Raw genomic sequence first — 26,093 nt, 5'->3', positions numbered from 1 at the left:
TTTTTTTCACAAAAGTGGCGCGGCAGTGGCCTCCTGTCGTCCGTCCGGGCAGGTTAGGACGCCTTTTTTAGGTTTTTTCGGCGAAAGGCGGAGGGCGTTTCTCCGGTTGTTTCCTTGAAGACCTTATTGAAGGAGGCCTTGGAGCCGAAGCCCGCATCGAAGGCGAGGGCAAGAATGGTAAAGTGGGCCAGCGAAGAATCCTTCATTTTCCGCTTTACTGCTTCGATGCGGTAAGCATTGACGAAGGTAAAAAAGTTGGTGCCGGCTTCCTGGTTAATTACTTGAGACAGCTGATTGGGGGTACAACCTAGCTGGGTAGCCAGACCGGGGAGGTTGAGATCAGCCTCCAGGTACGGATGGTGGGTGGTCATGTGCTCAGTAAGGTCAGCGTACAGGACAGCTGCGTCTTTGGACGAAAGGCCGGAATTGGCGTAGGCCGGTTCTGACTTTCCGGTGTTGGATTTAGCGACGAGCTCTTCCTGAGCCGGCAACAATATCCGTTGGCGCAAGCCGAAGTATCCTAAGATAAAGACGTGCAGGGTGGTTACGACGCCAACAAGCAAGAAGACGTTGTTTGAGGTGATTAACGCTGTATCTGGTCCGAACTGGATCGTGGCAAAAATGACGCAAAAAAACAGAACGGCGACAATGGCCAGGTACCGAAGCCAATCGAGGTTAACCAGGGAAGGGTTGGCGTGCAGCTGGGGCAGCCGGCGTTGGTAGCGCAGAAGCCGTATTAGTCCGGCGACGGCATAACCTGCTCCGGAAATGGCCAATGGGATACCTGCGAAGTAACGGTAGTAAAGTGGGTCGGGGCCTCCATGCCGGATAAAGCCCCGTAGGAAGCTCAGCTCAATGTTCGGGTCTACGTAATAATACAGTAACCCCGCCCCGCCGATTAAGAAGGGGAGGGCATGTACCAGCAGGGTGAATCGTTTGATGGCGGCACCGGCCGTGAGCTGATGAATATAGGCAAACATGACGGGTGCGTGTAGCAGGGGAAGGTAATAGCCGATGACCTGCAGAGGTACCGGGGCCGCAGGCACCGCAGCGTTGGCGTCGTAGAAGAAGAAAAGGTTGAGGCTAATGAGCAACAGCCAGGCGACCAGGTACCGGTCGGCACGGTTGGAGGGACGTTTGTTGACCACCAATACGAGCAAAAACAGGGCCTGAAAGGCACCGGCGATCAGGATGGGGCGCACTAGCATACAGCCAAGATACAACGAGAGTAGACGCAAAGTCGCTTTGCTCCCTTGCTTGGCAGATCGGCCTTTGGCCTGGCAGTGAGTAGGGCTACCCACGAGCCAATGCACACTTCGGACCAATAGCCATACGAGCGAGCTGAGCCATGCGGCAGTAACTATGGACTAACCAGCTGCTTTGTCGGTCACCAAAGGCCATTAGTATAAAGTTCCGTTAAAGCCCAATGGAAGATATAGGCTGATGATTACATTCGTAGCTCATAACCAACGACCCCATGCGTTACCTTACCCTGCTCCTTTGTCTTTTCTTTTGCACCAGCGTCCGCGCCCAAACCCTGACGGGCCGAATCACCGATGCTGAAACCGGTGACCCGCTACCCTTTGCCTCCATCTACGTCCCCGCCTCCAAAAGTGGAGCCGCCAGTAACGCAGACGGATTCTTCCGGGTCGACCTCGGCGGTGGCAACAAAGCCGTTTTCTCCTACCTTGGCTACCAGACGCAGGTAAAAACCGTGCGAGGTGGCGATCTCGACGTTCAACTGGTTAGTGAAGCTCTCGACCTGGAAACGGTAGAGATCATCAGCGGTGGGGAAGACAAGAGCTACGCCGTCATCCGGCGGGCCATCGCCAAGGCCGACTTTCACCGCAACCAACTAGACGCCTACACTGCCCAGGTGTACATCAAGGGGACGGGCAAAGTGAATAAAATTCCCGGACTGATCCGGATGATGGCCCCGAAGGAAGACAAGAAGGAAATCGACGAGGTGATCAAGCGACCATTTACCTCCGAATCAACCAGCAAAGTGGCGTACACCCGCCCCAACACCTACAAGCAGGAGCTGCTTTCGAAACTGGAAGTCGGCGATTCTGACTTCGATGCTAACCAGTATCTTTTCACTTCCTTTTACGATCCGCTGGTTGCCGGAGAGGTCGTGAGTCCGCTCAACCCGAAGGCTTTCGGTTACTACAAATTCGAGCACGAGGGCGTCTTCGTAGACCAGGACGAGCTGATCAACAAAATCAAGGTGATTCCGCGGAGCCGGGGCGAGGACGTCTTCGAAGGCTACGTCTACATCGTGCAGGGAGACTGGTCGTTGCACAGCCTGGAATTGACGACCTTCAAACTCGGATTCCAGATCGACATAGCACAAAATTTTGCCGAAATAGAAGAGCATGTCTGGATGCCCGTCACCACTACCCTGGACGCCGCTGGTCAAATCTTCGGCGTCGGATTTGAGTACCACTACCTGAGTACGGTAAGCGACTATCTACTGACGCTGAACCCAGATCTTGGCGGCTACGTAGAGGTCATCGACGAGAAGAGCCAACCCGAAATCGCCCGTAAAACGACAAAGGCCCGGGAGGTCTCAGAATTGGAGCAGCGCCTTGCCGAAGGAGAAGAGATAAAAGCCAAAGATCTGCGCAAATTGATGCGCAGCTACGAAAAAGAAGAGCGCAAAAAAAGCGATGAACCTGAAGTCGTCAGTAACTACAGTTACATCCAAGACAGTACGGTGGTGGTGATCAGAGACACGGCAGCCTGGGCTGAGATCCGTCCGGTACCACTAACCGCTCAGGAAGTATTGGCGTATGCGTTGGCGGACAGTGTTCAAAAAAAGGCCGAAGCGGAAGCACTGAAGGTCAGCGTCAATGATGATAGTGGAGAAAGCGGCATAAAAATCAAGACCGGAAACGATCGAAAGCGCAAGAACCCGCACCAACGCTTCAACTTTTTCCCCGACCCCTTCTTCAATCCAGTGGAAGGCTACGCCCTCGGTGGGCGAATTGGCTGGAAGGACACCAAAAAGAAAATCGGCCTCGGGGTGACCCCACGGTACGGCCTTGCCTGGAACCGGCTTAGCTGGCAGACGGACCTGCGGCTGGGCCGCAGTGGTGAAAACCAAAAACCACGCTTCCAACTCAGCGGTGGCCGCTTTCTGCGGCAGTTTAATGACCAGCCAGCGATTGAGCCGTGGATCAGCACCTTCGCTAACCTGTTTAACGGGAACAACTACATCCACCTCTACGAGCGGGCCTACGGACAGTTTGAGTACAACAGGAAGTATAATGAGGCAATCACCGTTAGTGCCACGTTGGCCTACGAGGATCGCCGGGCGGTGCGCAATAATTCTGAGCAAACCTGGTTTGGCAAAGACGAGGCTTACGCTCCGAATGCGCCGTTTAACGCCGAGTTTGGCGTGATCAACACCGTCAGTCCGGCAGCCACAGCCCAGGTCAGTATGGCCTGGCGCCCCGGGCTGGAGTACCGCATTGAGAATGGTAAAAAGCGGCTGATCGAAAATACCGCCCCAACCATCACGGCCAAGCTGCGCGGCGGCCTGCCCGGCATCGGCAACAGCACGGCTGACTTTACCCAGCTGGAAGCCGGCTACCAACGCCGGTTTGATGTGGGCCGTAAGGGCCAGGTCGACTTCCTCGTACGAGGTGGTGCCTTCCTGAACAACGAAGCGGTTGACTTCCCCGACTTCAAGCACTTCTCCACTTCAGAGCTCATCCTCACCTCCCTCGACCCCATTGGCAGCTACCGCCTGCTCCCCTATTATCTGGAAAGTACCAATCAGGAATACGTCGAAGCCTATGCCCACTATCAATTCCGTAAGTTTCTGCTCACTCAGATATGGGAACTTCACCTGATGGGCCTCAAAGAGGACCTTTTTGTGAACTATCTCCATACCCCCACCTCAGAAAATTATACCGAACTTGGTTATTCCATTGATAATATTTTCCGCGTTCTACGTGTGGAGTTCGTGACAAGCTTCCGGGATTTCAAGTATGATGACTTTGGGGTGCGGATTAGTGTGGCCAGTACTTTTGGGCGGCAGTAGGGAGAGGAACCATTAAGACATTAAGAAAAAAGGGAAGAACAGGGATATCTGGCTTGGCCGCTGTAATAGTCAGAGCGTCAAATAGTCCGGGAGTCAAACAGTGCGAGCAGGACTGTTTGACTTCTTGACGATCTGACTGCTTGACTAATAAGGGCGCGGCCGCAGGTGCAGGCACACCTTATAAGAAGCAGGGCAAGTGCAGGCAACCGTCTCCGATCAGGCGACCAACGGTAAGTCTGCCATTTTGGTGGCTGCCACACTAATCCGAAGCGAGAGGGTTAGAAATTGCTCGCCGTTCAGAACCGGGTAGGTTCCGCGCCTGATTTTTACTGTTTCCCCGGTATAGCCTAAATTCTTGGCAATGCTTGTCGGGATAACGAAATCGTCGTCCATGCGGAAAAGCTGGTTGTTAAAAAACCGTTGCTGCAGGTTTCCTTTGATCAGGGAAGTCGGAAAATGAAGGAGTAAACGACCGGTAGGAATATCTACCCGTAAGTATCCCCTAAGGCAATTATTGCAGCCATTGTGCGTGGTTCCGGAGATTACCCTCATTCGACAAATTCCAAAATTTCGGCAATCTAAAAATTTGGGCGATCCTAAAGTAACTTGTGTTAAGATCCCGGTCTGACAACTGTCCACATATTGAGCGTTGATTAATTTTTCGTGCATATCGGTTTTATTTTATCTGTTTTATACTGATATCACAAAGGTCTCCACAACAGATTCGGTTACCAAAGACGAAGAACATTTCATTGTTCCGCCAATACGAACCTCCCAAAATCATTATTTGCGCCCAAACACCTGTATTACAACAACTTAAGACAATTTACGTTTTGCCGTCCAGCTAAGACTTTCTACCTTACCCAATATCCTCTTTCGGCAAATCGGCAAATTCTCAACGTTAGGTTATTTTCCGGTAGTCTAATTGGCTATTATAGCTTTCTTTTCTATTCTCTTTTCCAGAGTATACGACGTGTTCTTTTTCTGTCCGGAAATTATATAATGTACCAATTAGCCGTCCTCATTCAGCAGTTGGGGCAGGGTTACCTGCCACTTGACCTTTCGCTAAAAGAAGGCCGTACGGCCCTTGGGCTGTACACCTACGTCAAGCGTAACCTTGGCACTACAACGAAAGAAAAAGCAGCCACCCATCTTGGTCTTGCGAGCGACTCCGTAATGTTTCTACAGTCATTAGCCTATCTGGAGTTTTCTTTACTGAACGGCCTATCCGCCATAAGTAACGCCCCAAAAGGGAATGATGATCCTGAGCAAGCCAGCAGGTATGTCTGGAAGCTTATTGCGGTGGCTAAACGGCAAAGTCTCGTGGCGGATTCATCGGTACTTATCCCTTACTTAAAAGAAGCCTTTAAGCAGGCGGAACGTCATCATTTCACCGATGCTTCGCGCGTATCCGTGGAGTTGTTGGCGCTGCTACGGGCAAACCGTTATTATGAAAAATCCGAGTATCGTCATTACCGCGAGAAGGCAACTTATTATCGGGAGCTTTGCCGTCGGTTGAGAAAATTAAAGAGTGCCGTCAACCACCTGGATCTCCTGGAGCGAAGCTGGCCTCCCTTACAAGAAAGAGAGGTGGCCGTTTCTTTTCTTCGGGGGGATATGCAACGCTATCGCGAAGCCACCAACAACCTGCGGTTCAATCTCACTTACCTGACCTTTGAAGTAAAGTGTTGCTTTTTACTGGCTGACTACTCGGGCGTAATTGCCAAAGCTCACGAGGCGATAGATTTTTGCCTCTCCCAGGAGGAACGGTTTCATTATTTACAATCTCCTTACGTTGCCTCTCTCAGTTATGCGCTGTTACAAACTGACAACTATGCGGAAGGCTTGGTGTATGCTAAGAAATTGCTGTCCTCGCAGGACGCTGGCAGCTTTCAGTACCTGAAGACCGTAGAGCTGATTGTACTTTTATCGTTCAGGTCAGCCGATTTCCAACAAGCTTCGGATTACTTCTCCCTGCTACAGCGCGACCTTCGGACACAACAATGGGAATCCTACGTCCTTTTCTCCGCCTACCTTCTACTACTAAACAAAGCAGGTAAAATCGAGGATGTCAGTGGCCGATTCGGCGGTTCAAAGACCAAATTAAAAGACTCCCTGACCGCCTTTACCACCTCCTATCCGGATTCACACAACAGTATCCATTTATTGCTGGCACAAGCTTTTTTGGAGCTTCACCGTCGGCGGTATGCGAACTACCGCAGAGTACTTGAAGCCCTTCTGTCGATTCAGCCAAACAGCTGCAGCAAGCGTGCGGGGCTATTAATCAGTGCATTAGCCATACTTCCCGAGCAGGCTTTTCACCGGGTGGCCGTAACCAGACATACCTTAAAGTATTTCGAGAAGATGGGCAAGCATAAGGCTGACCGCCCGCTGGAGGAAATAATTCCTTTTGAGTTGCTTTGGGAACTTTTTCTGGACCTGCTTGGCATGAAGCGAGTCAGCGCTAGAAAGCCACGCACTAAAAGTACCCAGTCATGAAGAAATTCAAAGAACTGGTTAGTTTACTGGGCAAAAGGCATCTGCCAATTGACGACACCAAACTGGGCCGGCAAGCAAATGCGCTGTACCTGTACATACGCAGGGTCGCGACCCCGACGGATCAAGGAGCTGCCAAGAAACTTAAACTCTCCAAAAGCAGTCCCGCTTACCGTAAGGTGAAGCATAAGCTTAAATATGCATTACTGGACGGGATTACTGCAGTGTCCCCTGACACCCCCTCGCCAGAAAGTCGCCCGGAAGCATCCCTGCTTTGCTGGAGCAGTATCGCATTAGCCAGAAGTAATCCTTACGCCTACGACCTTCTTCCCCGCAAGCTGATCGACGCCAACATCCAACTCAGTCAAGAGTACGATTTATTGGAAGCCTCTTCCCTGCTGACCGATGTCCTTGCAGATCGGCCCTCCGTTGGGCCAGATATTGTGCATTATCTGGAACAGAGTGATTATTTGGGGGAGTTGGGGGTGGCTATGGCGGAACTTTATGATGCTTCTTTTTATATAGCCCATCTAAGGAATTCCCAAGAATCATTTGAGAAAATTAGAGCGATTGCATTTAGGGCGTTTGAAAAAATGCTGCCCAGAAGAGATCATTTTAAGTTCATTCTTTGGCACTATCACTTATTTGTTCTTGAGATAAACTTTTACCTTGCTGAGAATAACTTTGTTGAAGTTTTAAGAGTAAGTAATGATGCTATCGACTTCCTCGTAAAACGCGAAGAGCTAGTATTAAAAGATAAATACCTTGTAGTTTTCAAAATTAATCGAATCAGTAGCTTTTTACAATTATGCGAGTTCCGAAAAGGTGAAATAGCTGCGCTTGAACTGTTGAATTCTATTCCTGAAGATTCTCGTAACTATTATAAGGTCCAAGAACTGTTGATGTTCCTATGTTTAAGAACAGGTAATTTTCAAAAGGGCTATGATTACTTTAAAGAGTATAAATTTGGAGAGATTAGTGAAAACATTGACAACTACTTCTCAGAAACTATCCTAATCTTTGAAGCATACATATTCCTTGGGGTAACATTAAAACAAATTAGACTGAAAGACGGAGACGTGCATTTCATAAAGTTCAGAGTTGGAAAATTCTTAAACAATTTTGAATTTGTAACAAAGGAAAAAGGGTTTAGAAATATTCAAGTTGTCATTCTCAGACTGTTATTCAACCTACTCAAAAGAGAAAAAGGAGATTTTGACTTTAAAAATGAATTCGCGGACAAGTACATAAGAAGGCACCTAACACTTAAATCATTCAACCGAAGTAGACTTTTTATTAGTGGGATACTGTACTTAGGCAATCAAGGAATAAATATTCAATCTGCTTCCATTGCTTACAAAAGGTACATAAGGAATCTTGACAAATTTCCTTTTCAAGAAGTTCATCAAGATTCTTACAATGAAGTTGTCCAGTATGAGCGATTATGGAGTTTAATTTTGGATTATTACAATATCCATATTCCTTAGAACATCAAATCCTCTACAATAGTCACCCCCGCAGAATCAAGCACCCCTGCTAAAACATCCACCTGATCGTCAGTCCCCCCAAAGCAGCCTTTGAGTTCTTCGACGGTAAGTTCCGTTAATGGGGTAGTATTGGTAACATCTTTCATGATAATTGAATTTTGTGATTAGAAGATGTTCCAAAAGTGGTCGGTTGAAGGGAGGGAGAAAAAGACAGAATAATGTCCGGCGTTCGAGCGCTTCTTTCTGGGCCCAACCTTATTTATTCGCAATAAATTGACAATCAAATACTTACGGTCAATAATTTATGCATTTATCTCCTGCCTGGCTTTTACTAGACGGTATTCATGAAAAAAGGATAAAGCTTACAAAAGCAGCCTATTCACCATTTGAAGCAGATAAAATCATTATAAAAAAACATGGTAATACGCTTGTAATCAAAAGGTTAAACAAATACTGCGTTTTAATTAGCTCCCATAATTCGGTACAACTACCCGGATTTCGTCTTTGCCGTTCCTGCTAAGTTCCCCCCACCTTTGGATTGCAAGCCATCGATATCAATTCAATGGCGATAATTCATTTTTTAACCAATTAATTTTTCTACCATGAGATTTACAATACTATCCATGTTTTTATTCCTGGCTCTTTTCAGCTGTGAGAAGGAGGTAGACAGTTTTCATCCTATTGAAGAAGCGGAGGTTGTTACCACCCCCGTAGTCGTCAGTAGTCATCCTGATTTTCAAAAATTAATGGCATTCATCAGTTCACAGGTAGATCCCAAGACCGGGCGCCTTACAATAACTGAAGAAGCCTTGTTTCAACAGTTCGATTTAAGCAAAGTGGCCCATGACCATGCAGACATGCTAAATCAAATAAATGCGTTAAACCATTCAGCCGACGCATTGAGCCAATATCTTATCGACAATATATTGATCGTTGACACTACTCCTTCTTATGGGAAGCAACCTTGCTATCAGGAATACAAACAATCTACCATTAATGCAGCGGCTACGCTAGGAATATGCGCGTCATCCGCTGCTTCTTATGAAGAAGGAGCCGTATGTATAATTCGCTTTGGTCTTAACTTGATCAACGCTGATACAGATTTCAATCAATGCCTTCAAAATACCTACCCTAACGCTGATTACCCGTAGGTCATACAATCGGGCCATCCTTCAGATAGCTACCACATACATTTTCATTATTAACCTGCTTCTGCCTGGCTAAGCCAGGAACAAGCTAAAACCTCCAACCATGAAGTATTCCTTCCTGGGAGCATTGCTCCTGTGCCTCCTCGTTTCCTTTTCCTCCTGTGAGGAAAAAGACAATGCCGCCCCTTGTCGTTTCTGCATCGAACAAATTGCAGAAAGCGACGAACTTCTTGCCTACAAAACGGCTACCGATGACCTGTTCGAAATGGTCCTTTTCGAAGACATTGACATGGCTGCTATTCAGCAAATCGTCACTAAATATCCGGAAGCCCTCCTTGACGAGGAAAGCGCCATCAAATCGTTGGCAGGCGTAAAAGGGGGGACCAAAATTGCCAAGCAAATAACCGCGCTCCACCAAGCTAAGTTAAATCTCCAGGCCCAGTTTGATTACCTCAGTATGGCCCCAGAGAAGAAACAAGAAGTGGACCGGCTATTCGCTAAAAAGCATCCAACTCGCTTTGACGCAAATACCGGAGATCGTATTCTTGAACATCGCCGGGCGCTCAACTAGGTTCCTCATGTCTATCACTTCCCCGAAGAAGTATTATTCCTCGACCCTTTAAGGCAAGATGAAGAAGCTCTTCGGGGGAATGGTACGACTACCTCAAACTATACCTTATTTATTTACCATTTAATTTAAAATTATGAAATCTACTACTTTACAGCGGGGCCTTTGCGTCTTTGCCCTTTGCCTACTCTTTGCTTCAGTACAGGCTAAAGATTGTCTTACCCCGTTCAACGTGACGGTTAATCAGGCCCTTGACGAGGCGCATGAATCTGTCCGGGAGTGCAGCAATAATGAGCCTTACGCGATTGCTCATTATTGCGAACTAGAAGTCGCTGTCCTTCTTAATCACAACATCAACAATGCGCTGGATTCTTATGACAACTGCCTGCGCAAACCATAAAGCTAGTATTTAGCCTTAGCCTAAATTTCTGATGATAGCCCATTAATGCACAAACGAGTGCTCCGGTTAGCATCAGGAATTTTTATTTTGTCATATCGTTCTCCGGCCATTCGTTTTGCCTACACCAAGAGTACTATTAAAAAAAGCACGCCGCCCTTAACGATTGCTTGCTCCGGCAACTATCTTTGCACCCGCGTTCGCGCCTGCTTCAAAACCACTGGCGGCTCAAATACACCTTCAGGGATGGGATTGCCTAAAACGATCTTCTGTTTGAGGCGTTTACCAACTGATCAAAACGACTAGCTATGCAATACGATCTCATCATCATCGGTAGTGGCCCAGGCGGCTACGTGGCAGCCATCCGCGCCGCTCAACTTGGCCTTAAGACTGCTATCGTCGAACGCTACAACGATCGCCTGGGTGGAACTTGCCTCAACGTGGGCTGTATTCCCTCTAAAGCCCTGCTCGACAGTTCAGAGCACTACCACGCCGCGCATGAAAAGTTTGCGGAGCATGGGATCAAGATCAGTAACCTCGGCATTGACATGCCGCAGATGATCAAGCGGAAGGATGATGTGGTGGACCAGACGGTGAAAGGCGTTCAGTTCCTGATGAAGAAGAACAAGATCGATGTCTTCTACGGCCACGGTTCCTTTGCAAGTCCCCACGACCTGGACATTGCGATGAGTGATGGAAGTGATGATCAGACGATCTCCGGAAAAAATTTCATTATTGCCACGGGCTCTAAGCCAATCACCCCGGCTATGATGAACTACGATAAAAACCGGGTGATTACCAGCACAGAGGCGCTGAACATCACCAAGGTTCCAAAAAACATGGTCATCGTCGGTGGTGGTGTCATCGGCCTGGAGCTGGGCAGCGTTTTCGCCCGTTTGGGTACGGAAGTTGAAGTTGTTGAATTCCAGGACCGGATCATCCCCACCATGGACAAAGACTGTTCCAAAGAACTGATGCGGGCCCTAAAGAAAAACGGCATTAAGTTCCACCTTAACCATAAGGTGACGAATGTGGAAGGGTTGAAGACCAAAGCCAAGGTAACTGTCGAGAAACGTGATGGCGGCGAGCCATTTACCATCGACGCCGACTACTGCCTGATCGCTATCGGCCGCCGGCCGTATACCGACAAGCTCGGCCTGGACAAGGCCGGTGTCCCCCTCGATGACCGGGGCCGCGTCGTGATCGACAAGCATCTGCGTACCGCGCAGCCACACATCTACGCCATTGGTGACGTAGTGACCGGTGCCATGCTGGCACACAAGGCCGAAGAGGAAGGTATGTTCGTCGCCGAGACCATCGCTGGCGAAAAACCCCACATTGATTACAACCTGATTCCAGGAGTAGTTTACACCTGGCCAGAAGTTGCTGCCGTCGGTAAAACCGAAGAAGAATTGAAAGAAGTCGGCGTGCCGTATAAGTCCGGTAAATTCCCGTTCAAGGCCCTGGGCCGAGCCCGCGCCAGCATGGACCTGGAAGGTATGGTGAAAGTACTGGCACACAAAGACACCGATGAGATCCTCGGCGTACACATGGTTGGTCCGCGTACTGCCGATATGATCGCCGAAGCCGTTGCGCTGATGGAGTTCCGTGCTTCAGCCGAGGATGCTGCCCGCATGAGCCACGCTCACCCAACTTACACCGAAGCGTTTAAAGAGGCGGCGTTAGCGGCTACGGGGAACCGGGCTTTGCACGTGTAGTTAAAAATGATTAATAGAATAGGTTGAATAATTTAATGGCTACCGCACTCGGAAGCTCGCTCCGCTCGTGTATTGAATACTAGAATTGGGGAATGGCTACCGCAAGTGACAGCCACTCAATTATTCCCTCCTTCCCTTATTCACTAATTACGACACGGAGCCCCCGGTGGTCAGAATACCCCGTCTCAAACCGTTTTACTTCCCTGATCGTAAAAGTCGTATCAACCATTAAAAAGTCGATCCGTAAGCCGGGTAGCGGGCCGGTAAAGGTGGTGCCCAGGCCGAAGCCTGCGGTTGTCCAAGCATCACGGAGGCGAGGGCTTAGCACGCGCTGGTAGGTATAAGAAGTCGGCACGTCGTTGAAATCCCCGCCAACAATGACGGGATGAGGACTTTCTTCCACAAATCGAAGAATTTCTTCCGCCTGCCGGGCCCGGGTCCTGGCACTTTGACCATAACGACGAAACATGGACTCGGCTCTGTCCAGTCCGTCCTGAACATTTTTATCCTTCCCCAATTTCCCCGCTAAGCCGGATATCTGGTTAGACTGCAAATGGGCATTAATAAAGCGAATGGTACCAAGCGATGTATTTACATCCGCCACGGTATAGCCATTATAGTTTTTTACAGAGGTGGCAATGGTCTTTAGGTTTTCGGCATAAGTGGCGATCGCCCTGCCATCTGGCTGTAGGTGAGCGAAATAAGGGCCGGCAGCCAAAATAGTGGGGGCATATGAGTTTTTGCCAGTATCGGCTCCCGATTCCTGTAGCATCAGCACATCAGCTCCCAGCTGACTAATTACCCGCTTTACGTCATTCTTATCCACTGCGACCCAGGCATCGTTTTTAAAAGCCCGGGCATTGTTGGTGGCAATCGTAAGCGTTTCTTCAGCGGGCGTTTCAACGGAGCTGCCGAAAGCGAAGAGCCTGCCTAGAACTGAAAAAGCCAACAGCAGAATAATGGAAGGGAAGGCCATAGCCCCCCAGCGGCGGCGGTAGATCATCAGTGCGGTAAATAAAGCCGTAAGTAAAAGAAGGATCGGCAGCATCAGGGCAATGAGGGTTGGAGGCCACAGCATGTCTGGCGGAACAAACCTGGCAAATAGGCCTACTCCGGCAAGCAGCGCCAGTAGATTACCCAGAACGTGGAAGATGCGGCGCATCAAAGGAATTTACTTTTTGTTAGAGGCCCGGAAGAGGAAGTCTTTTTCTTCCTTGGTGAGGCTATTGTAACCCCGTTCTTTGATCTTGTCGAGAATGGCGTCGAGCTCCTCCTGGTGGGACAGTCGCTGCTCCGTCGGGCTTTTACTGTCGCTTTCCTGGCTGCCTTTACTGGCAGTACCACCGGCTTTGCGCATAAAGGAAGGCCGGCTTTTGGGGGTGGTTTCTTTGACGGATTTACCACTTCGGTAAGCAGCACGGGGCCCAGCCTTTTTGTGGTCCTTACTGGGCTTCATCAGGTTGTGCCAAGTGTCCTGTATCCAGGTAATGGCGTTGCCGACGGGAACCGTGAGGTCGGTACCCCGCTTGAGGTAAAAGGCAAACAAAAAGCCCATTATGATGCCGCCGATATGGTCGAAGGTGCCGCCGATGTTGGGCATCTGCCCCAAACCAATGACCTGCACCATGATCGCAAAAAACACAATGTACTTCAGGCGAATGGAGCCCAGCAGGAAAAGCCGGATGGTGTAGTCGGGGGCAAAAACACCCGCAGCAACAAGGATCGCGAAAATAGAACCACTCGCACCGACGATGTAGCTAATGCCATCGCCTAGTTCCGTTAAGTTATAGGCAAGAAAGTAAGCCAGGAACCCTGCAAGACCTCCAAGGATATAAAGAGGGAGTACCCTACGGTCACCAAGCAGATCGCCAAAAATGCGACCAAACCAAAACAGGTAGAGCATATTCCACAGCAGGTGAAAGAAACCTTCGTGGACAAACATGTGGGTGATCAGTGTCCAGGGCCTGGTGAGCGTGTGGAACCAATCGTGAGAACCAGCGATAAAATGGAAGAACTGGTAGTAGGCAGGAGGCGTCGGATTGGCAACTCCGTAAATAAGCTTCAGAACGACGTGTACTATATTGACGGCTAGAAAAACAGCCACATTGACAATGATGATCCTGTTGATCATATTGCCAAAGCTGAATTCGCGGCGGACGTCGTCCCAGATGGATTGTAGCATAACTCTAAATAAGTTGCGCTATTAGAATTGATTCAGTAGGTGAATAGTTGTGTTGAGGAGGAGGGAAATTTGTCCCCTACGGGCCTACATCCCAGTCGGCAAGCCATCAATGCTGGTGGTGTTCTTGTTTTCCCAGTACTCCAGGAAGTCCTGCTGATCCTTTTTCCGGGCCCAATCTTTAAGTAATTCCCGATCTTCATTAAAATCCATCAGCGGGACGGCCATGCCACAACTGGTCTGCACGACCTCTACCTGCATGTCATAAATTTGGCGAGCGCCGGGAAGTGCTGGGAGCTGGCCGGCAAGTGCTGCCCACTCCGGGTCAGCGGGATAAATGGCCCGGGCGGTTCCGTAGGCCCGCAGAATCAGTGGCGCACCATTGAAAGCGCACCACATTAGGGTCATACGGTTATTTTCCAGTACGTGAGCCGCCGTTTCATTGCCGCTTCCCGTCACGTTGAGCCAGACTATACGGTTAGGGCCGATAATTTTTAACGAGTCCATTCCTTTAGGAGAGCAATTCACCCGACCAGCGGCCGGGGCAGTAGCTACGAAGAAAAGATGTTGATCGGCGACGAAGGCAGAAAGGCGATCGTTGAAATGGGGAAATTGTTTGGCCATAGACTGCTAAGGTATATCCAATAGGTCCGGTAGTAATAGTCCACTTTTTTATTTTTTATGGCCCATATCAGGGTATCTAGTTGTCGGGTTATCGGGTGTCACCTGATAACGGGGCGACCTGATAACCGAAAACCGGACAACCGGACAACCGGACAACTTGAGTTAAATTTCCGCCTTTAACATTCACACTACAATCTTTCTAAAATTTCACCCGTTTGTCCAGTAGTCTCACGAATGACAATCAGCAGCAAGGCCTGCTGAAAACACCTTCTGGATGAGAGTCCGAAACCGATATAGAGTAGTTTGAATCTTTTTGCGGCCAACCGATATTATTCGGTTAGCCGCTTTTCATTTCACAGATAAGCCCGATATTACGGCATGGATTTATCTCAACTACTTCAGCAACAGCTGCAACAACAACTCAGCGGCGGTCTCATGGACGTGCTTACCCAGCAGACCGGAGCCGACCCCAACACAACAACGAAGGCATCCAGTGCCATTCTAAGTTCACTGATGGGCGCATTGGCACGCAATGCCTCCACGCCCGAAGGAGCCTCCTCTTTGGCTAACGCTCTGGAGCGTGATCACGACGGCAGTATCCTCGACATCATCGGCGGCCTGATGCAAGGCGGCAAGCAGGCACCAGGCCCGGACGTACCCACGGGCGGTGGTCTGATGGACCTCATTACCGGCATGGCTCAAAACAGCCAAGGTGGCGGTGGCGGCGGCGGCGCACTTGGTGGTTTGCTTGGCGGGCTGCTCGGCGGCGGCAGCCAGCCAAAGCAACAAAGCGGCGGCGCACTCGGCGACCTGCTCGGCGGCATGTTGGGCCAGGCCCAGGGCGGCAGTGGTGGCCTCGGCGACCTGATCGGCGGCATGATGAGCCAGACTCAGGGCAGCGACGGCGGTGGCCTCGGTGACCTCCTCGGTGGCCTCCTCGGCGGAAAACAGGCTGGAACCCAGGAAAAAATCCCCCCACAATTCCGTAAAACACTGGACGGCGGTGGCATTCTCGATCACGTGCTCGGTGCACAGAAAGAAGATGTTGCTAAGCAAGTCAGTGAAAACACCGGCCTGAGCTTGAGCAAAGTTCTTCCTCTCATGGCTACCCTCGCCCCCATCCTGATGGGTATTCTCGGTAAAACCAAACGGGAGACCGGCATGGACGCCGGCGGACTCGGTGGCGCCCTGATGGACATGGTAATCAAAGGCCAAAGCAACCCCCGCCAGAATGCGCCAGACCTCGGCCTGGCAGGTGCTCTCCTGGACCGGAATGGCGACGGAAGCGTTATGGACGACGTGCTCGGCATGGGCGCAAAAATGCTCGGCGGTTACCTGAGAAAATAGGTTTCCAGATCACTACTCACTCAAAGCAAAAGCCCCACGATACCGGTTGTATCGTGGGGCTTTGCTCTTTTAACCTCCCCCCTGCGCCTGTGGCGCTGAGGGGTCTTTGCACCTGCGACCGCGCCCTGAAAAAAAGGCCAAGGAAGCAGGTACTTAGTATTTGAACGCCTAGGCGCTCTTCTCGTCTCGGGTAATAAAAGACTCCTCGCGCTTACGCTGCGCTTCCCGCTCACGTAGTTCACGCAGTTCGCGGGCGTCTCTTTCTTTTTGTTCTTCTTCCTTCATGCCCGCCTGAAGTTCTTTTTCGAGCGTGCCTTTGGCAGTATTGAATTCACGAATACCCTTGCCGATGCCTTTCATCAGTTCTGGGATTTTTTTGCCACCAAACAGCAACAAAATGGCAAAAAAGATGACGATCATCTCCGGGCCAAGGAAATTAAAAAGGAAAGTGGAATTGTACATTTCTTTTATGGTTGTCGATCCATTGCCGACGATATTCGGGAGGATCGGGATGATAGTAAATCCGGGAGGTAAAGGTAAGGGGGAAAAGGGGAAAGGAGGAAAGAGAAAAAAGGGATTAAGGCAAAAAGGGAGGATTGAGGCTTCCGGAACGGCGTCCCTTTTGTCCTTTACTCCTTTAATGTCCTTACTTCTTCAGACCGATCTGCCGTAACCGCTCATCCAGGTATTCACCCGCCGTAGTGGGAGGATAATGCTGGGGGTTATCCGCAGTGACACAGCTGTCGAGCACGTTGAGGCTCATTTCAGGCCGGGGGTGCAGGAAAAAAGGAATACTGAGGCGGGGCTTATGCCATTCTTCGCGCGGTGGATTCACCACCCGGTGAGTAGTAGACTTGAGGTAGTTATTAGTCAGTCGCTGCAACATATCGCCTACGTTGATCACGATTTCATCGTTCTCAGGCACGATTTCCTGCCATTCTCCATCAGCGTTCTGCAACTGAAGGCCACCGGCACTGGCGCCAACCAGCAGGGTGATCAGGTTAATATCTTCGTGCTGCTCAGCCCGGATCGCACTTGCTGGTTCGTTGCGGATCGGCGGGTAGTGAATGGCCCGTAGAATACTTATACCCTCTTTGGTGTACTCCCCGAAATAGCCCTCGGGTAAGTCCAAATGCAGTGCAATGGCACGCAGCAGGCTATTGCCTTTTTGTTCAAAAGCACGGTAAAGCTGCATACCCAGTTTCATGAATTCGGGCACTTCCGCTACCTGTGGGTTGCGTTCCTCGGCGCTCATACCGTCCGTTTCTTGTCCGATCTGGAAAAATTCTTTTAGGTCGGCCACTTTACTTTGCTTGGCCTTCTCTTTGCCAAAGGCCGTGTAGCCTCGCTGGCCCGCTGCGCCGGGAATCTCCTGCTTGCGCTTCACGTCCTCAGGCAACGCGAAGAACTTTTTGGCCGCTACGTAAAAGTCATCGATCAATTGCTTCGGGATACCGTGACCCGTAACGCCAACGAACCCAATGCCGTGGAAGGCATCGCCTAATTGCTTAATGAAAGCCTGCCGGGTGGCTTCGTCTCCTTGCTCAAAGTCGGAGAGGTTAACGAGCGGAATTGTTCTTACGGTGGATGACATGTTCGAAATATTTTGGCTGGTAAGATAGGGGATTAGGAGCTAAGGAGCCAGGAACCAGAAGTTAGGAACTAGTCTCCAAAAACCAAAAATCAGGCGCCAACAACTAGAGGCTAAGAACTAAACGCCACGGTCAAAGCAGTGGTTGTATTTACCTGGGTCTGAAGATTGTCAGGATCTCCGTTATTTGATGACAACCTCCTCTAGGTAAGCTTCGCCAAACTCGTCGTTCAGTCGCTTTTTAATCCCTTCACGGTGCATGAACAGCTGGTTGCGCAACGCTGCATTATTAACGTAGACGTACAGCTTTCGATTGCGGACCATCAGGTCACGCGTATTATCTTCCACGTGTTTGCCGAAAAATTTGCCCCACACGAGTTTGGTCCGTGCCTTGAAATACCCTGCCTCGTTGCGCTTCGTGCGCAGGAGTTTCATAAACGCTTCCTTCAATGGTGTAGGATCGTTATTTGGTGGCTTTTTCATAGGATATTTTTTGGCGGGGCCGCGGGTGCAAGGTACGGGTTTCAGGAGAGCAGAGGGGGGCGCTGCGCCAGAATTTGATTATTCACTAACCGCACCCTCCGCCACCAAAAACCGTTTCCAATCCGCACCGTCTGTAGCTTCGATCAGCGTAGTGACCCGTTCCGGGTCAGTATCGGTGATGAATACCTGGCCGAAGGCAGAGGTGAGAACCAGTTTCAGCAGTTGGCGGACACGGTCCTGGTCCAGCTTATCGAAGATGTCGTCCAGGAGGAGAATGGGGGTTCGCTGGGTATTCTGTTCCAGCAGGCGGTACTGGGCCAGCTTCAATGAAAGGATAAACGATTTAAGTTGTCCCTGGCTCGCGACCCGGCGTAGCGGATGGCCCTCCTGGGTAAACACCAGGTCATCGCGGTGAACGCCGGCGCTCGTTCGTTGCAGAACGCGATCTTTCTCCCGGCGCTCGGCCATCAGTTCGGGCCACGGCATTTCACTCAGGTGGCTTTTGTAGGCGATGTTGACCAGCTCCCGGTTGCCGCTGATGGCGGCGTAGGCCTCGGTGAGCAGTTCAGAAAAGGGCTCAATGAAGGCAGCACGGCGCTGGTGGAGATAACCGGCGGGTTCGGCCAACTGGTGATCGTAAATATCGAGCAGGCCAGTCGAATCCTTCCGGCCATCCAACTCCTTGAGCATTGCGTTCCGGTTGGCCAGTAATTTATTGTAGGTAAGCAGGTGATTGAGGTAGGCGGGGTCGGTTTGGCTCAGGCTGTTGTCGAGCAAACGACGGCGGATCTCGCTGCCCTCCAGCACCAACCGGCTGTCGTCTGGGACAATAATGACGACGGGGTACCGGCCGACGTGGTCGGCCAGACGATCGTAGGCCGCGCCATTTCGCTCAATGATCTTCCGCTTCCGCTTCTGCAGCTTAACAACGATGCGCTCCGCTTTAGCCCCGGCTCCCGCCGGCTGGAAAGCACCTTCTATCCGGCTAACATCGTCCCCATGCCGAATGGCGTACTGATCGGGTGAACTGTCGTAGCTCTTACCCATGCAGAGGTAGTAGACGGCCTCCAGAAGATTTGTCTTTCCCGCCCCGTTAGCACCAACGAAGCAATTCAGCCGTGGGCTCAATACCAGCTGCTGGGCAGCGTAGTTCTTGAACTGGGTGAGTTGGAGGGTGGCAAGATGCATTGGGGCGAAGGTAGTGAAATAGAGAATGAGAGAGTGGGGGAATGAGAGAATGGCTACCGCAAGAGTATGCTCGCTTCGCTCGTGTGTCCAGCTGCTCAATTATAATAAGCACTCCACGAGTGCGGTAGCCATTCTCTCATTCAATAATTCTATTATATCAGATAATTCTCCCACTCACGCATTCCCTTTCGCAACCTTCGCCCCCACCCATTTGTATTTCTCAGGTACGTAAACCCATTCATGCTCGGTCAGAACACCAACCTGTCGCAAAACCAGTCCGTCCATCCACGGCAGATTCAGCTCATGCAGCTGTTACAGCTCCCCGTTATGGAGCTGGAACAACGCATTAAAGAGGAATTGGAGAGTAACCCCACCCTCGAAGAAGTTCGTTCGGTAGAAGGGGAACCCACCGAAAGTGAGCCACAGGAAGACCGTGACCTAGCCGGGCCAGATGACCGCAACTCAGAATACGACGACGATTATTTCCAGCAATACCTGGAAGACGACCCCGGCAGCTACCAGCAAAATGCCGGTGCCGACACCGACGACTACGCCGCCCCGGGCAGCTACACCGCCGATGAAACGACCTTCTTCGAGCACCTGATGGACCAACTGATGAGCCTCGAACTCGAGAGTCATCAGGAGATCCTCATTGCCAAACAGATCATTGGTAACCTCAACGACGACGGTTACCTGCAGCGAACCCTCAGCGCCATCGCCGATGACCTGCTGATCAACTATCACCTCGACATTCGCAAAAGCGAGATTGAAAAGGTGCTGCGCATTGTGCAAACCCTGGAACCGCCCGGCCTGGCCGCGCGGGACCTTCGGGAGTGCCTGCTGTTGCAACTGGACAGCAAGATCGAGAACGGGGAGGACCTGGACATCATGGTCTACGCCGACCTCATTCTGGCTCAGACGATCATCAAAGAACATTTTGAACTCTTCACCAAGAAGCATTACACTAAGCTCTTGGAAAGACTGGAAGTCGATGAAGATGAACTGAAAGACGCCCTCGGCGAAATTCTCCGACTCAACCCTAAGCCCGCCAGTGGCCTCAGCGGCGCAGCCGGTGGCCGCGCGGCCCAGACAGTAGTGCCGGACTTCATCCTCTCCACAATCGACGGCAAGTTCCGCCTGCAGCTTACCGCGCGCAACGCTCCTGACCTCAAGATCAACGACCACTACCAGGAAATGCTGGCCGACTACCGCAAGAAGCAAAAAGCGGCCGGTAAATTGAGCAAGGCCCAGAAGCAGGCGGCCGGTTTCATCCGTCAGAATATTGATTCGGCGACCTGGTTCATCGAAGCTATTCAACAGCGCCAGCAGACCCTTTTCAGCGTGATGCATGCCATCCTCCGCTATCAGGACGGTTACTTCCGCAGCGGCGACGTTGCCAACCTCCGGCCGATGATCCTGAAGGACATCGCCGAAGTGACGGAACTCGACATCAGTACCATCAGCCGGGTGGCGAACAGCAAATTCATCCAAACCGACTTTGGCACCTTCGGCCTGCGGGAGTTCTTCAGCGAAGGGATGACTAACCAGGAAGGCGAGGAGGTCAGTACCACCCAAATCAAAAAGGTCTTGGGTGAGATCATTGCCCAGGAAGACAAGCGCAAACCGCTTGCCGACGGCAAGCTGCAAAAAGCGCTCGCCGAGGCCGGCTATGACATTGCCCGGCGGACGGTAGCTAAGTACCGGGAGCAGTTGGGGCTGCCGGTGGCGCGGTTACGCAAGGAACTTTAGTGAATTGGAGAATGCGAGGCCGCCGCAGGCAGCAGCGTAGCTAATAACTACGCTGCTGCCTGCGGCGGTCTCTCCTTCTATAATTCTCCCATTCACTCACACGCTACGTAACACCTCAGCTACGCGCCGGGCAACATCCTCCCAGGCAAAATCCTTCCGCCGTCGCTTACCGTTCTCGACCAGGCCAGACGCCAAAAAAGGAGTGGTTACCAGGGCAAGCATGCCCTCCGCAATGCTCTTTATGTCCGTCCCCTGCACCAGCGTCCCCGCCCCCTGCATTACTTCGTTATTTGTACCCAATACCGGAACTTCAGCCGTCCACGCATCCAGCACCGGCAAGGGAAAAGCGGTGGACAACGATGGATGCAAAATGGCCCGCGCCGAGCTGACCACCTTCCGGCGTTCCACCTGGGACAAGGTTGGTAAAAACACAATGTCTTTGTGGTGCTTCGCTTCCTTCCAGGCCTTTTTTACCGACTTTGAGTGCTTGCCAAACTCCGGATATTCTACCAATAACCGAACCGGTTCCTTACACCGCTGCCGGAACAGATCGTAGGCCGCAAAGAGACGCTCGAGGTTATCGCTTGGGTGCCCCGCAGCAGGTGCCAGAAAATAGGAATGCTCGTTGCCGTAAACCTCCTTGGTAATTCTACGGGTGACGGTGTCGGCGGGGGTGATTTGTTGATCGGCGTTTGGCAAACCATAACCCACTACGTGAATTTTAGCTGGGTTAATGCCATAACGATCCATAAGCGCTTGTCGAAGAACTTGATGAGGAACGATAATTTTTACTGCATTTTTCAATGCTTCCTGTTGATAATCCTTTGTCTTAAACAGCGACGACCACCAGCTTTTACGTGGTGCTTCTTCCTCATGGTCGGAAAGGACTGCAACGGTCTCAGGGACCTTTTCAAAATAGCTATCCGGATAAATACAAAAAGCTTGATCTACTTCAATTTTTTCATATCGCTCTATACCTACTACGTTTTCTCCTGGAGCGTAAATCGGCTCAATACCAGCATCGTGGTAAAAGAAAGTCACCTCTGGCATTGTCCTGGGAAGAAGGTCCAACAAACCAAAACCAAATATTTGATCGTAGGAATTTCCATTGATCAATATGGCGGTATTTACCGCAATCCTGGTGCCTTTATCTTCCTTCGTTGCCGCCATTTTCTGGTTTTGTGATTGACTAAGTTAATACCTATAGTCATCAGACGACCGAAACTCGAAACCGACTTTGGTCCGCTGCCCCCTGAATCCTGAAAACTATAACCTGAGTTCTAAATACTGAACCCTGAAAACTATTCCCTATCCCTTTCCCTTAATCAACTCCTGCAGCCGGTGCTTCTTCACCCCAAACCGTTCCTTCAGCACCTTGATCTCTTCCTTTACCTGTGGCCGTTTGCGGCCCCGGATGGCGGTGATCATTACGTTCTTGGCGGTGTGTTCCAGTGGGATGAATTCGAAGAGCTTCGTTTTATAACCTTCCTTTTCAAGTAATAGGGCGCGAATGCCGTCGGTCAGCATGGCAGCCTGTCGTTCGAGGAGGATACCGTTTCCAAGGAGGGGCTTCAGTTCTTCGGGGACGACCATGTCTTTACGCACCTGTTTTTGGCAGCAAGGCGCCACAACCATGATCTCAGATTTGGCGATGAGGCCTTTGTAGAGCGCATCATCGGTAGCGGTATCGCAGGCGTGGAGCGCGATAAGTACGTCGATGCTGGGTGGACGAAAATTGTCGATGTACCCTTGTTCGAAGAACAGGTTCTTGAAGCCGCTGCGGCGGGCGATGTCGCGGCACTTGTCTACCAAAGGACCGCGTAGTTCCACACCGGTCACTTTTACGTCGAGGTCAAGGTTATTGACGAGGTGGTCGTATAGTGCGAAGGTGAGATATCCGCTTCCGGAGCCCATATCGACAATATGCGCGCCGGGTTTCAACTGGTGTTCGCGGAGCAGGGAGCCGATGATCTCGACGAACTTATTGATCTGTTTGTACTTCCGTTTTCCATCGCGCACCACTTCGCCTTTGGCATTCGTGATCCCAAGGTCGCGCAGGTAAGGGCGGTCAGCGGGTATGTCCCGGTGTTTCTCCCGGTTATGGTCCGTACTGACGACGGGAACCGAAGGAGTAGCTTCCGCAGTCGGGATATCCGGGCGCGGACGCGGGTCCTCAATTTGCTTAACCAAACGCGCGTTTCCTTTTCTGCTCATGATGACGCTGTACCTCGCGTTCGTAGTGAAAAGGTCGGCGTTGCTGAAGTCTTCGCCAAGCGCGTTTTCGAGCAGGGCAAGTCCTTCGATGATCGGATGGTTCTTAACTTCTTCCCGGTCAGCGTAACGGTGGGTGATCTGCAGCATGGGCCGCTCTTTGATCTCCACCAGGCGGGCGTAGCGGTTGCGAGGCAGGTCTTCGGCGCCGTGACGGGCCTTGCTCAGCGTGAGCTTGAGCAGTTCGCCCGCTGCGCCCGCTGCGCGGGCGGCGGACCAGAACTCTTTAAGGTGGGCAATTGCAGCCATGGTTCTTGGTCTGATAAAGGTTAGCGTAGAAAAATCGCTTGATATAAAGCAGCAAGTGCTTGAGACCGACAAAGATAGGAGTAAGTAAGACGTAGACAAGCGGTGGGTTGAGGAAAGAAGCCTTATCTTTACTTTGTTCTTAAGCTAACCATGAAGTGTACGTGTACCCGAAGCCACTTCAATAAAACGTAATCCCATGAAAGGAGCCCTCTTAGGCGACATAGTAGGTTCCCGCTTTGAACGCAGCGGCCCAAAAACCACCGACTTCGACCTGTTCACCGTAGACTGTAGTTTTACGGACGATACGGTCCTCACCGTAGCCGTAGCCAACGCCATCCTCAATCAGTTGGATTTCGGCGAGACCATCAAAGACTACGCCCTGCGCTACCCCGCCGCCGGCTACGGCGGTACCTTCCGCAAATGGATGCGGGATGAGCTGACCGAACCGTACGTCAGCTGGGGGAACGGATCGGCGATGCGGGTCAGCCCGGTGGGCTGGCTGTTCAACGACCTGGAGACGGTATTGGCTGAAGCGAAGCGGTCGGCCATGCCTACCCACGGCCACCCCGAGGGTGTGAAGGGAGCACAGGCCATCGCCTCTGCCATCTTTCTGGCCCGTCAGGGCGGCGGCAAAGAAGACATCCGCAAGTACATAACCGAGACCTTCGGCTACAACCTTCGCCGCACAATAGAAGGTATTCGGCCGGATTATAAATTCGACGTCAGCTGTGCCGGCTCCGTCCCCGAAGCCATCATCGCCTTTCTCGACTCCAAAGACTTACTCGACAGCATCCGCCTCGCCGTCTCGCTCGGCGGAGATACGGATACCCAGGCGGCCATGGCGGGCAGCATCAGCGAAGCATTTTACGGCCCGGTGCCTTCGGCCGTAGAGGAAGTGATGAATGCCTTTTTGCCCAACGAGTTTATTGATGTGGTGGGGGCGTTTGAGCGGGCGTTACAGGTGGGGTAAGTATCGGTTACCCAGCGTTTACGCTGGAGAACAACTACTTCAATTCAAAACTCAACGTCTCCGCAAACTGGTCAACCTGAGCTCCCGGACAGCGGTACCGGATCTTGGTGAAGATGTAGCGGTCTCCGGGTTGGGCTTTCTTAATTAATGTAGCGGTTACTAGTCCTAACCTGCCTCCTTCGTTATTGGCAATTTCGGCCTTCAAATCCGAAGTTATCCGAATTACCTCGTAGCTAATGACATTGCACTTAGCACTAATATCATAACCTTCCACTTGAGCGTACACTCCGGGCTGAGCCTTGAAAGCAATAGCAGGAATTCGCCCTTCGGTAATTGCACCCCATAGCCCTACTTTACCTACTGCATCAAGTTGTTTAGTATGGAAATTATACTGCTCCTGACGGTCTACTAACTGAATGACAATACTGACAATACCGGTCTCTTCCGGATGTATCGTGAACCTGTCCCCGTCTTGCTCAACCTTAAGTGGGATCGGGTCAGACTCCTGTATTTCACCATAGGTATGGAGCGTTGCACTTAACTGATTCAATGTTACGGGGTCAGTTTGTTGGGCTACTACCCGAAAATAGTTGGTCATGCCAACAAAAACCTGGTCATTGCGAAAAGACACCATCGACCGATTCGCCTTTTGTGCCGAGACTCCAGCAAAAGCCACAAATAGCACTCCTAACATCAGGAGACCGATTCTCAAGTTACACATGCTTAATAAACACCCTTAGGCATACTGTTTAGTATCAATTGGTCCGGATTACTTACGCCAAAACGATTCATTACTTCACCACGTTTCCCAAGCACCACCATGCTAACGTACACCGCCACCACCTCCTACCTCACCGTAAAATCCTCCCTCCTGCAACTACAGGAAAACGGACGCCCCCTCGCTTTCACTGACGTGATAAAGCACTGGCAGGATAGTGCACCCTTCCGAGAATTCTATACGGACACCCTACTAAAACACGGCGGTAACGGCTGCTTTTGGGAACACCCAAGGCTTAACAAATTGACTGCTAATCAAGCCTACGAATGTGTCATCACCCAAACCGACGCCTTTAGTCTTCGAACCGCCAATTTCAGGCCTTTCTCCCGGGCGGTGAGTCCCGGCGATAGAATAGCCACCTTCCCCAACCTCTCCGGTGAAGCGCTGCTGGTGGTCCCTAACCCTTCAGATGAAATCAATTTCAACGGTCGGGACCTGATCTCTTTCCTTCGAACTGCACCCGACGATTTCATACATGATCTTTGGGAAAACATTGGTCAGGAGACGGCAAAAGCGATTGCTACCGATGCGCCTTTTCAATACCTGAGTACACACGGTCTTGGGGTACTTTGGTTGCACGTCCGGTTGGAGCAAGGACCTAAATATTACCATCATCGAGCGTATCGATAATAAGTGAACAACCACTTTACGGGACATTTTCTAAACTTGAGGTCGGACGCTCGCAGGACCTCATCAATTTCACCTCCGGCTCCTTTACTGAGGACGCTACGAGGTCCTGCACCCGGTAATTAGGACCTCGTAGCGTCTCGATACCGAAGCGGAGCGGAGGATTTTCGAGTCC

At 51.0% G+C, this 26,093-nt stretch carries 24 protein-coding genes; 11 read left to right on the top strand and 13 right to left on the bottom strand.

Annotation, left to right across the window (positions count from 1 at the left end; genetic code table 11):
• Window positions 1–53: 53 nt before the first annotated feature.
• On the bottom strand, window positions 54–1,208 hold the full coding sequence (locus tag B036_RS31970; protein WP_020568814.1) for an AraC family transcriptional regulator: 1,155 nt from the start codon (window positions 1,206–1,208) through the stop codon (window positions 54–56).
• A 269-nt stretch (window positions 1,209–1,477) separates the two neighbouring features.
• Here B036_RS31970 and B036_RS0111215 point away from each other — a divergent pair, with 269 nt between their 5' ends.
• Window positions 1,478–4,048 carry a DUF5686 and carboxypeptidase regulatory-like domain-containing protein gene (locus B036_RS0111215; protein ID WP_020568813.1) on the top strand — a complete coding sequence of 857 codons (2,571 nt, stop codon included), beginning with the start codon at window positions 1,478–1,480 and terminating at the stop codon, window positions 4,046–4,048.
• A 216-nt stretch (window positions 4,049–4,264) separates the two neighbouring features.
• On the opposite strand, the gene B036_RS0111210 is transcribed toward B036_RS0111215, so the two are convergent.
• Entirely contained in the window at window positions 4,265–4,600 is a 336-nt protein-coding gene (locus tag B036_RS0111210; protein ID WP_020568812.1) for a hypothetical protein, read from the bottom strand.
• Between the two features lie 450 nt (window positions 4,601–5,050).
• Between B036_RS0111210 and B036_RS0111205 the strand changes: the two genes are divergently transcribed.
• Both B036_RS0111205 and B036_RS0111200 read left to right on the top strand, forming a co-directional pair.
• A complete protein-coding gene (locus tag B036_RS0111205; RefSeq protein ID WP_020568811.1) occupies window positions 5,051–6,547 on the top strand; it encodes a hypothetical protein in 1,497 nt (498 codons plus the stop codon).
• The gene (locus B036_RS0111200; RefSeq protein ID WP_020568810.1) at window positions 6,544–8,031 is read left to right on the top strand and encodes a hypothetical protein; all 1,488 of its coding nucleotides are present in this window, start codon (window positions 6,544–6,546) and stop codon (window positions 8,029–8,031) included. Before B036_RS0111205 ends, B036_RS0111200 begins: the two co-directional genes overlap by 4 nt.
• On the opposite strand, the gene B036_RS33530 is transcribed toward B036_RS0111200, so the two are convergent.
• On the bottom strand, window positions 8,028–8,177 hold the full coding sequence (locus tag B036_RS33530) for a hypothetical protein (protein ID WP_020568809.1): 150 nt from the start codon (window positions 8,175–8,177) through the stop codon (window positions 8,028–8,030). The genes B036_RS0111200 and B036_RS33530 overlap by 4 nt on opposite strands.
• A 456-nt stretch (window positions 8,178–8,633) precedes the next feature.
• On the opposite strand from B036_RS33530, the gene B036_RS0111190 reads away from it, so the two are divergent.
• The 4 genes from B036_RS0111190 to lpdA all read left to right on the top strand — a co-directional run bounded on the left by B036_RS0111190 (window position 8,634) and on the right by lpdA (window position 11,862).
• The gene (locus tag B036_RS0111190) at window positions 8,634–9,182 is read left to right on the top strand and encodes a hypothetical protein (RefSeq protein WP_026231888.1); all 549 of its coding nucleotides are present in this window, start codon (window positions 8,634–8,636) and stop codon (window positions 9,180–9,182) included.
• A gap of 100 nt (window positions 9,183–9,282) precedes the next feature.
• Window positions 9,283–9,750, top strand: coding sequence for a hypothetical protein (locus B036_RS0111185; RefSeq protein WP_020568807.1), 468 nt, complete (start codon window positions 9,283–9,285; stop codon window positions 9,748–9,750).
• Between the two features lie 133 nt (window positions 9,751–9,883).
• On the top strand, window positions 9,884–10,147 hold the full coding sequence (locus tag B036_RS0111180; protein ID WP_020568806.1) for a hypothetical protein: 264 nt from the start codon (window positions 9,884–9,886) through the stop codon (window positions 10,145–10,147).
• 305 nt (window positions 10,148–10,452) lie between these two features.
• A complete protein-coding gene (gene lpdA, locus B036_RS0111175) occupies window positions 10,453–11,862 on the top strand; it encodes a dihydrolipoyl dehydrogenase (RefSeq protein WP_020568805.1) in 1,410 nt (469 codons plus the stop codon).
• A gap of 136 nt (window positions 11,863–11,998) precedes the next feature.
• Here lpdA and B036_RS31965 read toward each other — a convergent pair whose 3' ends face one another.
• From B036_RS31965 to B036_RS0111160, 3 genes are all read right to left on the bottom strand, one after another.
• Window positions 11,999–13,024, bottom strand: a complete 1,026-nt coding sequence (locus B036_RS31965) for an endonuclease/exonuclease/phosphatase family protein (RefSeq protein ID WP_020568804.1) — start codon at window positions 13,022–13,024, stop codon at window positions 11,999–12,001.
• Between the two features lie 9 nt (window positions 13,025–13,033).
• Window positions 13,034–14,044: a rhomboid family protein gene (locus tag B036_RS0111165; RefSeq protein ID WP_020568803.1), complete on the bottom strand. Its 1,011-nt coding sequence runs from the start codon at window positions 14,042–14,044 to the stop codon at window positions 13,034–13,036.
• An 84-nt stretch (window positions 14,045–14,128) separates the two neighbouring features.
• Window positions 14,129–14,665 carry a pyridoxamine 5'-phosphate oxidase family protein gene (locus B036_RS0111160; protein WP_020568802.1) on the bottom strand — a complete coding sequence of 179 codons (537 nt, stop codon included), beginning with the start codon at window positions 14,663–14,665 and terminating at the stop codon, window positions 14,129–14,131.
• A 378-nt stretch (window positions 14,666–15,043) separates the two neighbouring features.
• On the opposite strand from B036_RS0111160, the gene B036_RS31960 reads away from it, so the two are divergent.
• Window positions 15,044–16,012 carry a DUF937 domain-containing protein gene (locus B036_RS31960; protein ID WP_020568801.1) on the top strand — a complete coding sequence of 323 codons (969 nt, stop codon included), beginning with the start codon at window positions 15,044–15,046 and terminating at the stop codon, window positions 16,010–16,012.
• A 168-nt stretch (window positions 16,013–16,180) separates the two neighbouring features.
• Here B036_RS31960 and B036_RS28975 read toward each other — a convergent pair whose 3' ends face one another.
• The 4 genes from B036_RS28975 to recF all read right to left on the bottom strand — a co-directional run bounded on the left by B036_RS28975 (window position 16,181) and on the right by recF (window position 19,274).
• Window positions 16,181–16,474, bottom strand: a complete 294-nt coding sequence (locus B036_RS28975) for a Sec-independent protein translocase subunit TatA/TatB (RefSeq protein ID WP_044102451.1) — start codon at window positions 16,472–16,474, stop codon at window positions 16,181–16,183.
• A 184-nt stretch (window positions 16,475–16,658) separates the two neighbouring features.
• A complete protein-coding gene (locus tag B036_RS0111135) occupies window positions 16,659–17,606 on the bottom strand; it encodes an isopenicillin N synthase family dioxygenase (protein ID WP_020568798.1) in 948 nt (315 codons plus the stop codon).
• Window positions 17,607–17,786: 180 nt separating this feature from the next.
• Window positions 17,787–18,086, bottom strand: coding sequence for a DUF721 domain-containing protein (locus tag B036_RS28970; RefSeq protein WP_020568797.1), 300 nt, complete (start codon window positions 18,084–18,086; stop codon window positions 17,787–17,789).
• A gap of 78 nt (window positions 18,087–18,164) precedes the next feature.
• Window positions 18,165–19,274, bottom strand: a complete 1,110-nt coding sequence (gene recF / locus B036_RS28965; RefSeq protein ID WP_020568796.1) for a DNA replication/repair protein RecF — start codon at window positions 19,272–19,274, stop codon at window positions 18,165–18,167.
• A gap of 240 nt (window positions 19,275–19,514) precedes the next feature.
• Between recF and rpoN the strand changes: the two genes are divergently transcribed.
• On the top strand, window positions 19,515–21,023 hold the full coding sequence (rpoN, locus tag B036_RS0111120) for an RNA polymerase factor sigma-54 (protein WP_020568795.1): 1,509 nt from the start codon (window positions 19,515–19,517) through the stop codon (window positions 21,021–21,023).
• 96 nt (window positions 21,024–21,119) lie between these two features.
• Here the strand turns inward: rpoN and B036_RS0111115 are convergent, their stop codons facing one another.
• Window positions 21,120–22,193 carry a glycosyltransferase gene (locus B036_RS0111115; RefSeq protein ID WP_020568794.1) on the bottom strand — a complete coding sequence of 358 codons (1,074 nt, stop codon included), beginning with the start codon at window positions 22,191–22,193 and terminating at the stop codon, window positions 21,120–21,122.
• 138 nt (window positions 22,194–22,331) lie between these two features.
• A complete protein-coding gene (locus B036_RS0111110) occupies window positions 22,332–23,543 on the bottom strand; it encodes a class I SAM-dependent methyltransferase (protein ID WP_020568793.1) in 1,212 nt (403 codons plus the stop codon).
• 196 nt (window positions 23,544–23,739) lie between these two features.
• Between B036_RS0111110 and B036_RS0111100 the strand changes: the two genes are divergently transcribed.
• Entirely contained in the window at window positions 23,740–24,513 is a 774-nt protein-coding gene (locus B036_RS0111100) for an ADP-ribosylglycohydrolase family protein (RefSeq protein ID WP_020568791.1), read from the top strand.
• Window positions 24,514–24,547: 34 nt separating this feature from the next.
• On the opposite strand, the gene B036_RS0111095 is transcribed toward B036_RS0111100, so the two are convergent.
• Window positions 24,548–25,225: a GldM family protein gene (locus B036_RS0111095; RefSeq protein ID WP_169435054.1), complete on the bottom strand. Its 678-nt coding sequence runs from the start codon at window positions 25,223–25,225 to the stop codon at window positions 24,548–24,550.
• A gap of 108 nt (window positions 25,226–25,333) precedes the next feature.
• Between B036_RS0111095 and B036_RS0111090 the strand changes: the two genes are divergently transcribed.
• Entirely contained in the window at window positions 25,334–25,921 is a 588-nt protein-coding gene (locus B036_RS0111090; RefSeq protein WP_020568789.1) for a DUF6940 family protein, read from the top strand.
• Window positions 25,922–26,093 lie beyond the last annotated feature (172 nt).

The organism is Neolewinella persica DSM 23188 (assembly GCF_000373105.1).
GTDB classification, from domain to species: domain Bacteria; phylum Bacteroidota; class Bacteroidia; order Chitinophagales; family Saprospiraceae; genus Neolewinella; species Neolewinella persica.
The sequence above is the reverse complement of the archived record's forward strand: the minus strand, read 5'-3'. Positions and strand labels throughout refer to the sequence as shown.

Bases quoted from the DNA above. Each gene is read 5' to 3' on its own strand.
- B036_RS31970 (WP_020568814.1), bottom strand. From the start codon at position 1,208: ATGCTAGTGCGCCCCATCCTGATCGCCGGTGCCTTTCAGGCCCTGTTT.
- B036_RS0111215 (WP_020568813.1), top strand. From the start codon at position 1,478: ATGCGTTACCTTACCCTGCTCCTTTGTCTTTTCTTTTGCACCAGCGTC.
- B036_RS0111210 (WP_020568812.1), bottom strand. From the start codon at position 4,600: ATGAGGGTAATCTCCGGAACCACGCACAATGGCTGCAATAATTGCCTT.
- B036_RS0111205 (WP_020568811.1), top strand. From the start codon at position 5,051: ATGTACCAATTAGCCGTCCTCATTCAGCAGTTGGGGCAGGGTTACCTG.
- B036_RS0111200 (WP_020568810.1), top strand. From the start codon at position 6,544: ATGAAGAAATTCAAAGAACTGGTTAGTTTACTGGGCAAAAGGCATCTG.
- B036_RS33530 (WP_020568809.1), bottom strand. From the start codon at position 8,177: ATGAAAGATGTTACCAATACTACCCCATTAACGGAACTTACCGTCGAA.
- B036_RS0111190 (WP_026231888.1), top strand. From the start codon at position 8,634: ATGAGATTTACAATACTATCCATGTTTTTATTCCTGGCTCTTTTCAGC.
- B036_RS0111185 (WP_020568807.1), top strand. From the start codon at position 9,283: ATGAAGTATTCCTTCCTGGGAGCATTGCTCCTGTGCCTCCTCGTTTCC.
- B036_RS0111180 (WP_020568806.1), top strand. From the start codon at position 9,884: ATGAAATCTACTACTTTACAGCGGGGCCTTTGCGTCTTTGCCCTTTGC.
- lpdA (WP_020568805.1), top strand. From the start codon at position 10,453: ATGCAATACGATCTCATCATCATCGGTAGTGGCCCAGGCGGCTACGTG.
- B036_RS31965 (WP_020568804.1), bottom strand. From the start codon at position 13,024: ATGCGCCGCATCTTCCACGTTCTGGGTAATCTACTGGCGCTGCTTGCC.
- B036_RS0111165 (WP_020568803.1), bottom strand. From the start codon at position 14,044: ATGCTACAATCCATCTGGGACGACGTCCGCCGCGAATTCAGCTTTGGC.
- B036_RS0111160 (WP_020568802.1), bottom strand. From the start codon at position 14,665: ATGGCCAAACAATTTCCCCATTTCAACGATCGCCTTTCTGCCTTCGTC.
- B036_RS31960 (WP_020568801.1), top strand. From the start codon at position 15,044: ATGGATTTATCTCAACTACTTCAGCAACAGCTGCAACAACAACTCAGC.
- B036_RS28975 (WP_044102451.1), bottom strand. From the start codon at position 16,474: ATGTACAATTCCACTTTCCTTTTTAATTTCCTTGGCCCGGAGATGATC.
- B036_RS0111135 (WP_020568798.1), bottom strand. From the start codon at position 17,606: ATGTCATCCACCGTAAGAACAATTCCGCTCGTTAACCTCTCCGACTTT.
- B036_RS28970 (WP_020568797.1), bottom strand. From the start codon at position 18,086: ATGAAAAAGCCACCAAATAACGATCCTACACCATTGAAGGAAGCGTTT.
- recF (WP_020568796.1), bottom strand. From the start codon at position 19,274: ATGCATCTTGCCACCCTCCAACTCACCCAGTTCAAGAACTACGCTGCC.
- rpoN (WP_020568795.1), top strand. From the start codon at position 19,515: ATGCTCGGTCAGAACACCAACCTGTCGCAAAACCAGTCCGTCCATCCA.
- B036_RS0111115 (WP_020568794.1), bottom strand. From the start codon at position 22,193: ATGGCGGCAACGAAGGAAGATAAAGGCACCAGGATTGCGGTAAATACC.
- B036_RS0111110 (WP_020568793.1), bottom strand. From the start codon at position 23,543: ATGGCTGCAATTGCCCACCTTAAAGAGTTCTGGTCCGCCGCCCGCGCA.
- B036_RS0111100 (WP_020568791.1), top strand. From the start codon at position 23,740: ATGAAAGGAGCCCTCTTAGGCGACATAGTAGGTTCCCGCTTTGAACGC.
- B036_RS0111090 (WP_020568789.1), top strand. From the start codon at position 25,334: ATGCTAACGTACACCGCCACCACCTCCTACCTCACCGTAAAATCCTCC.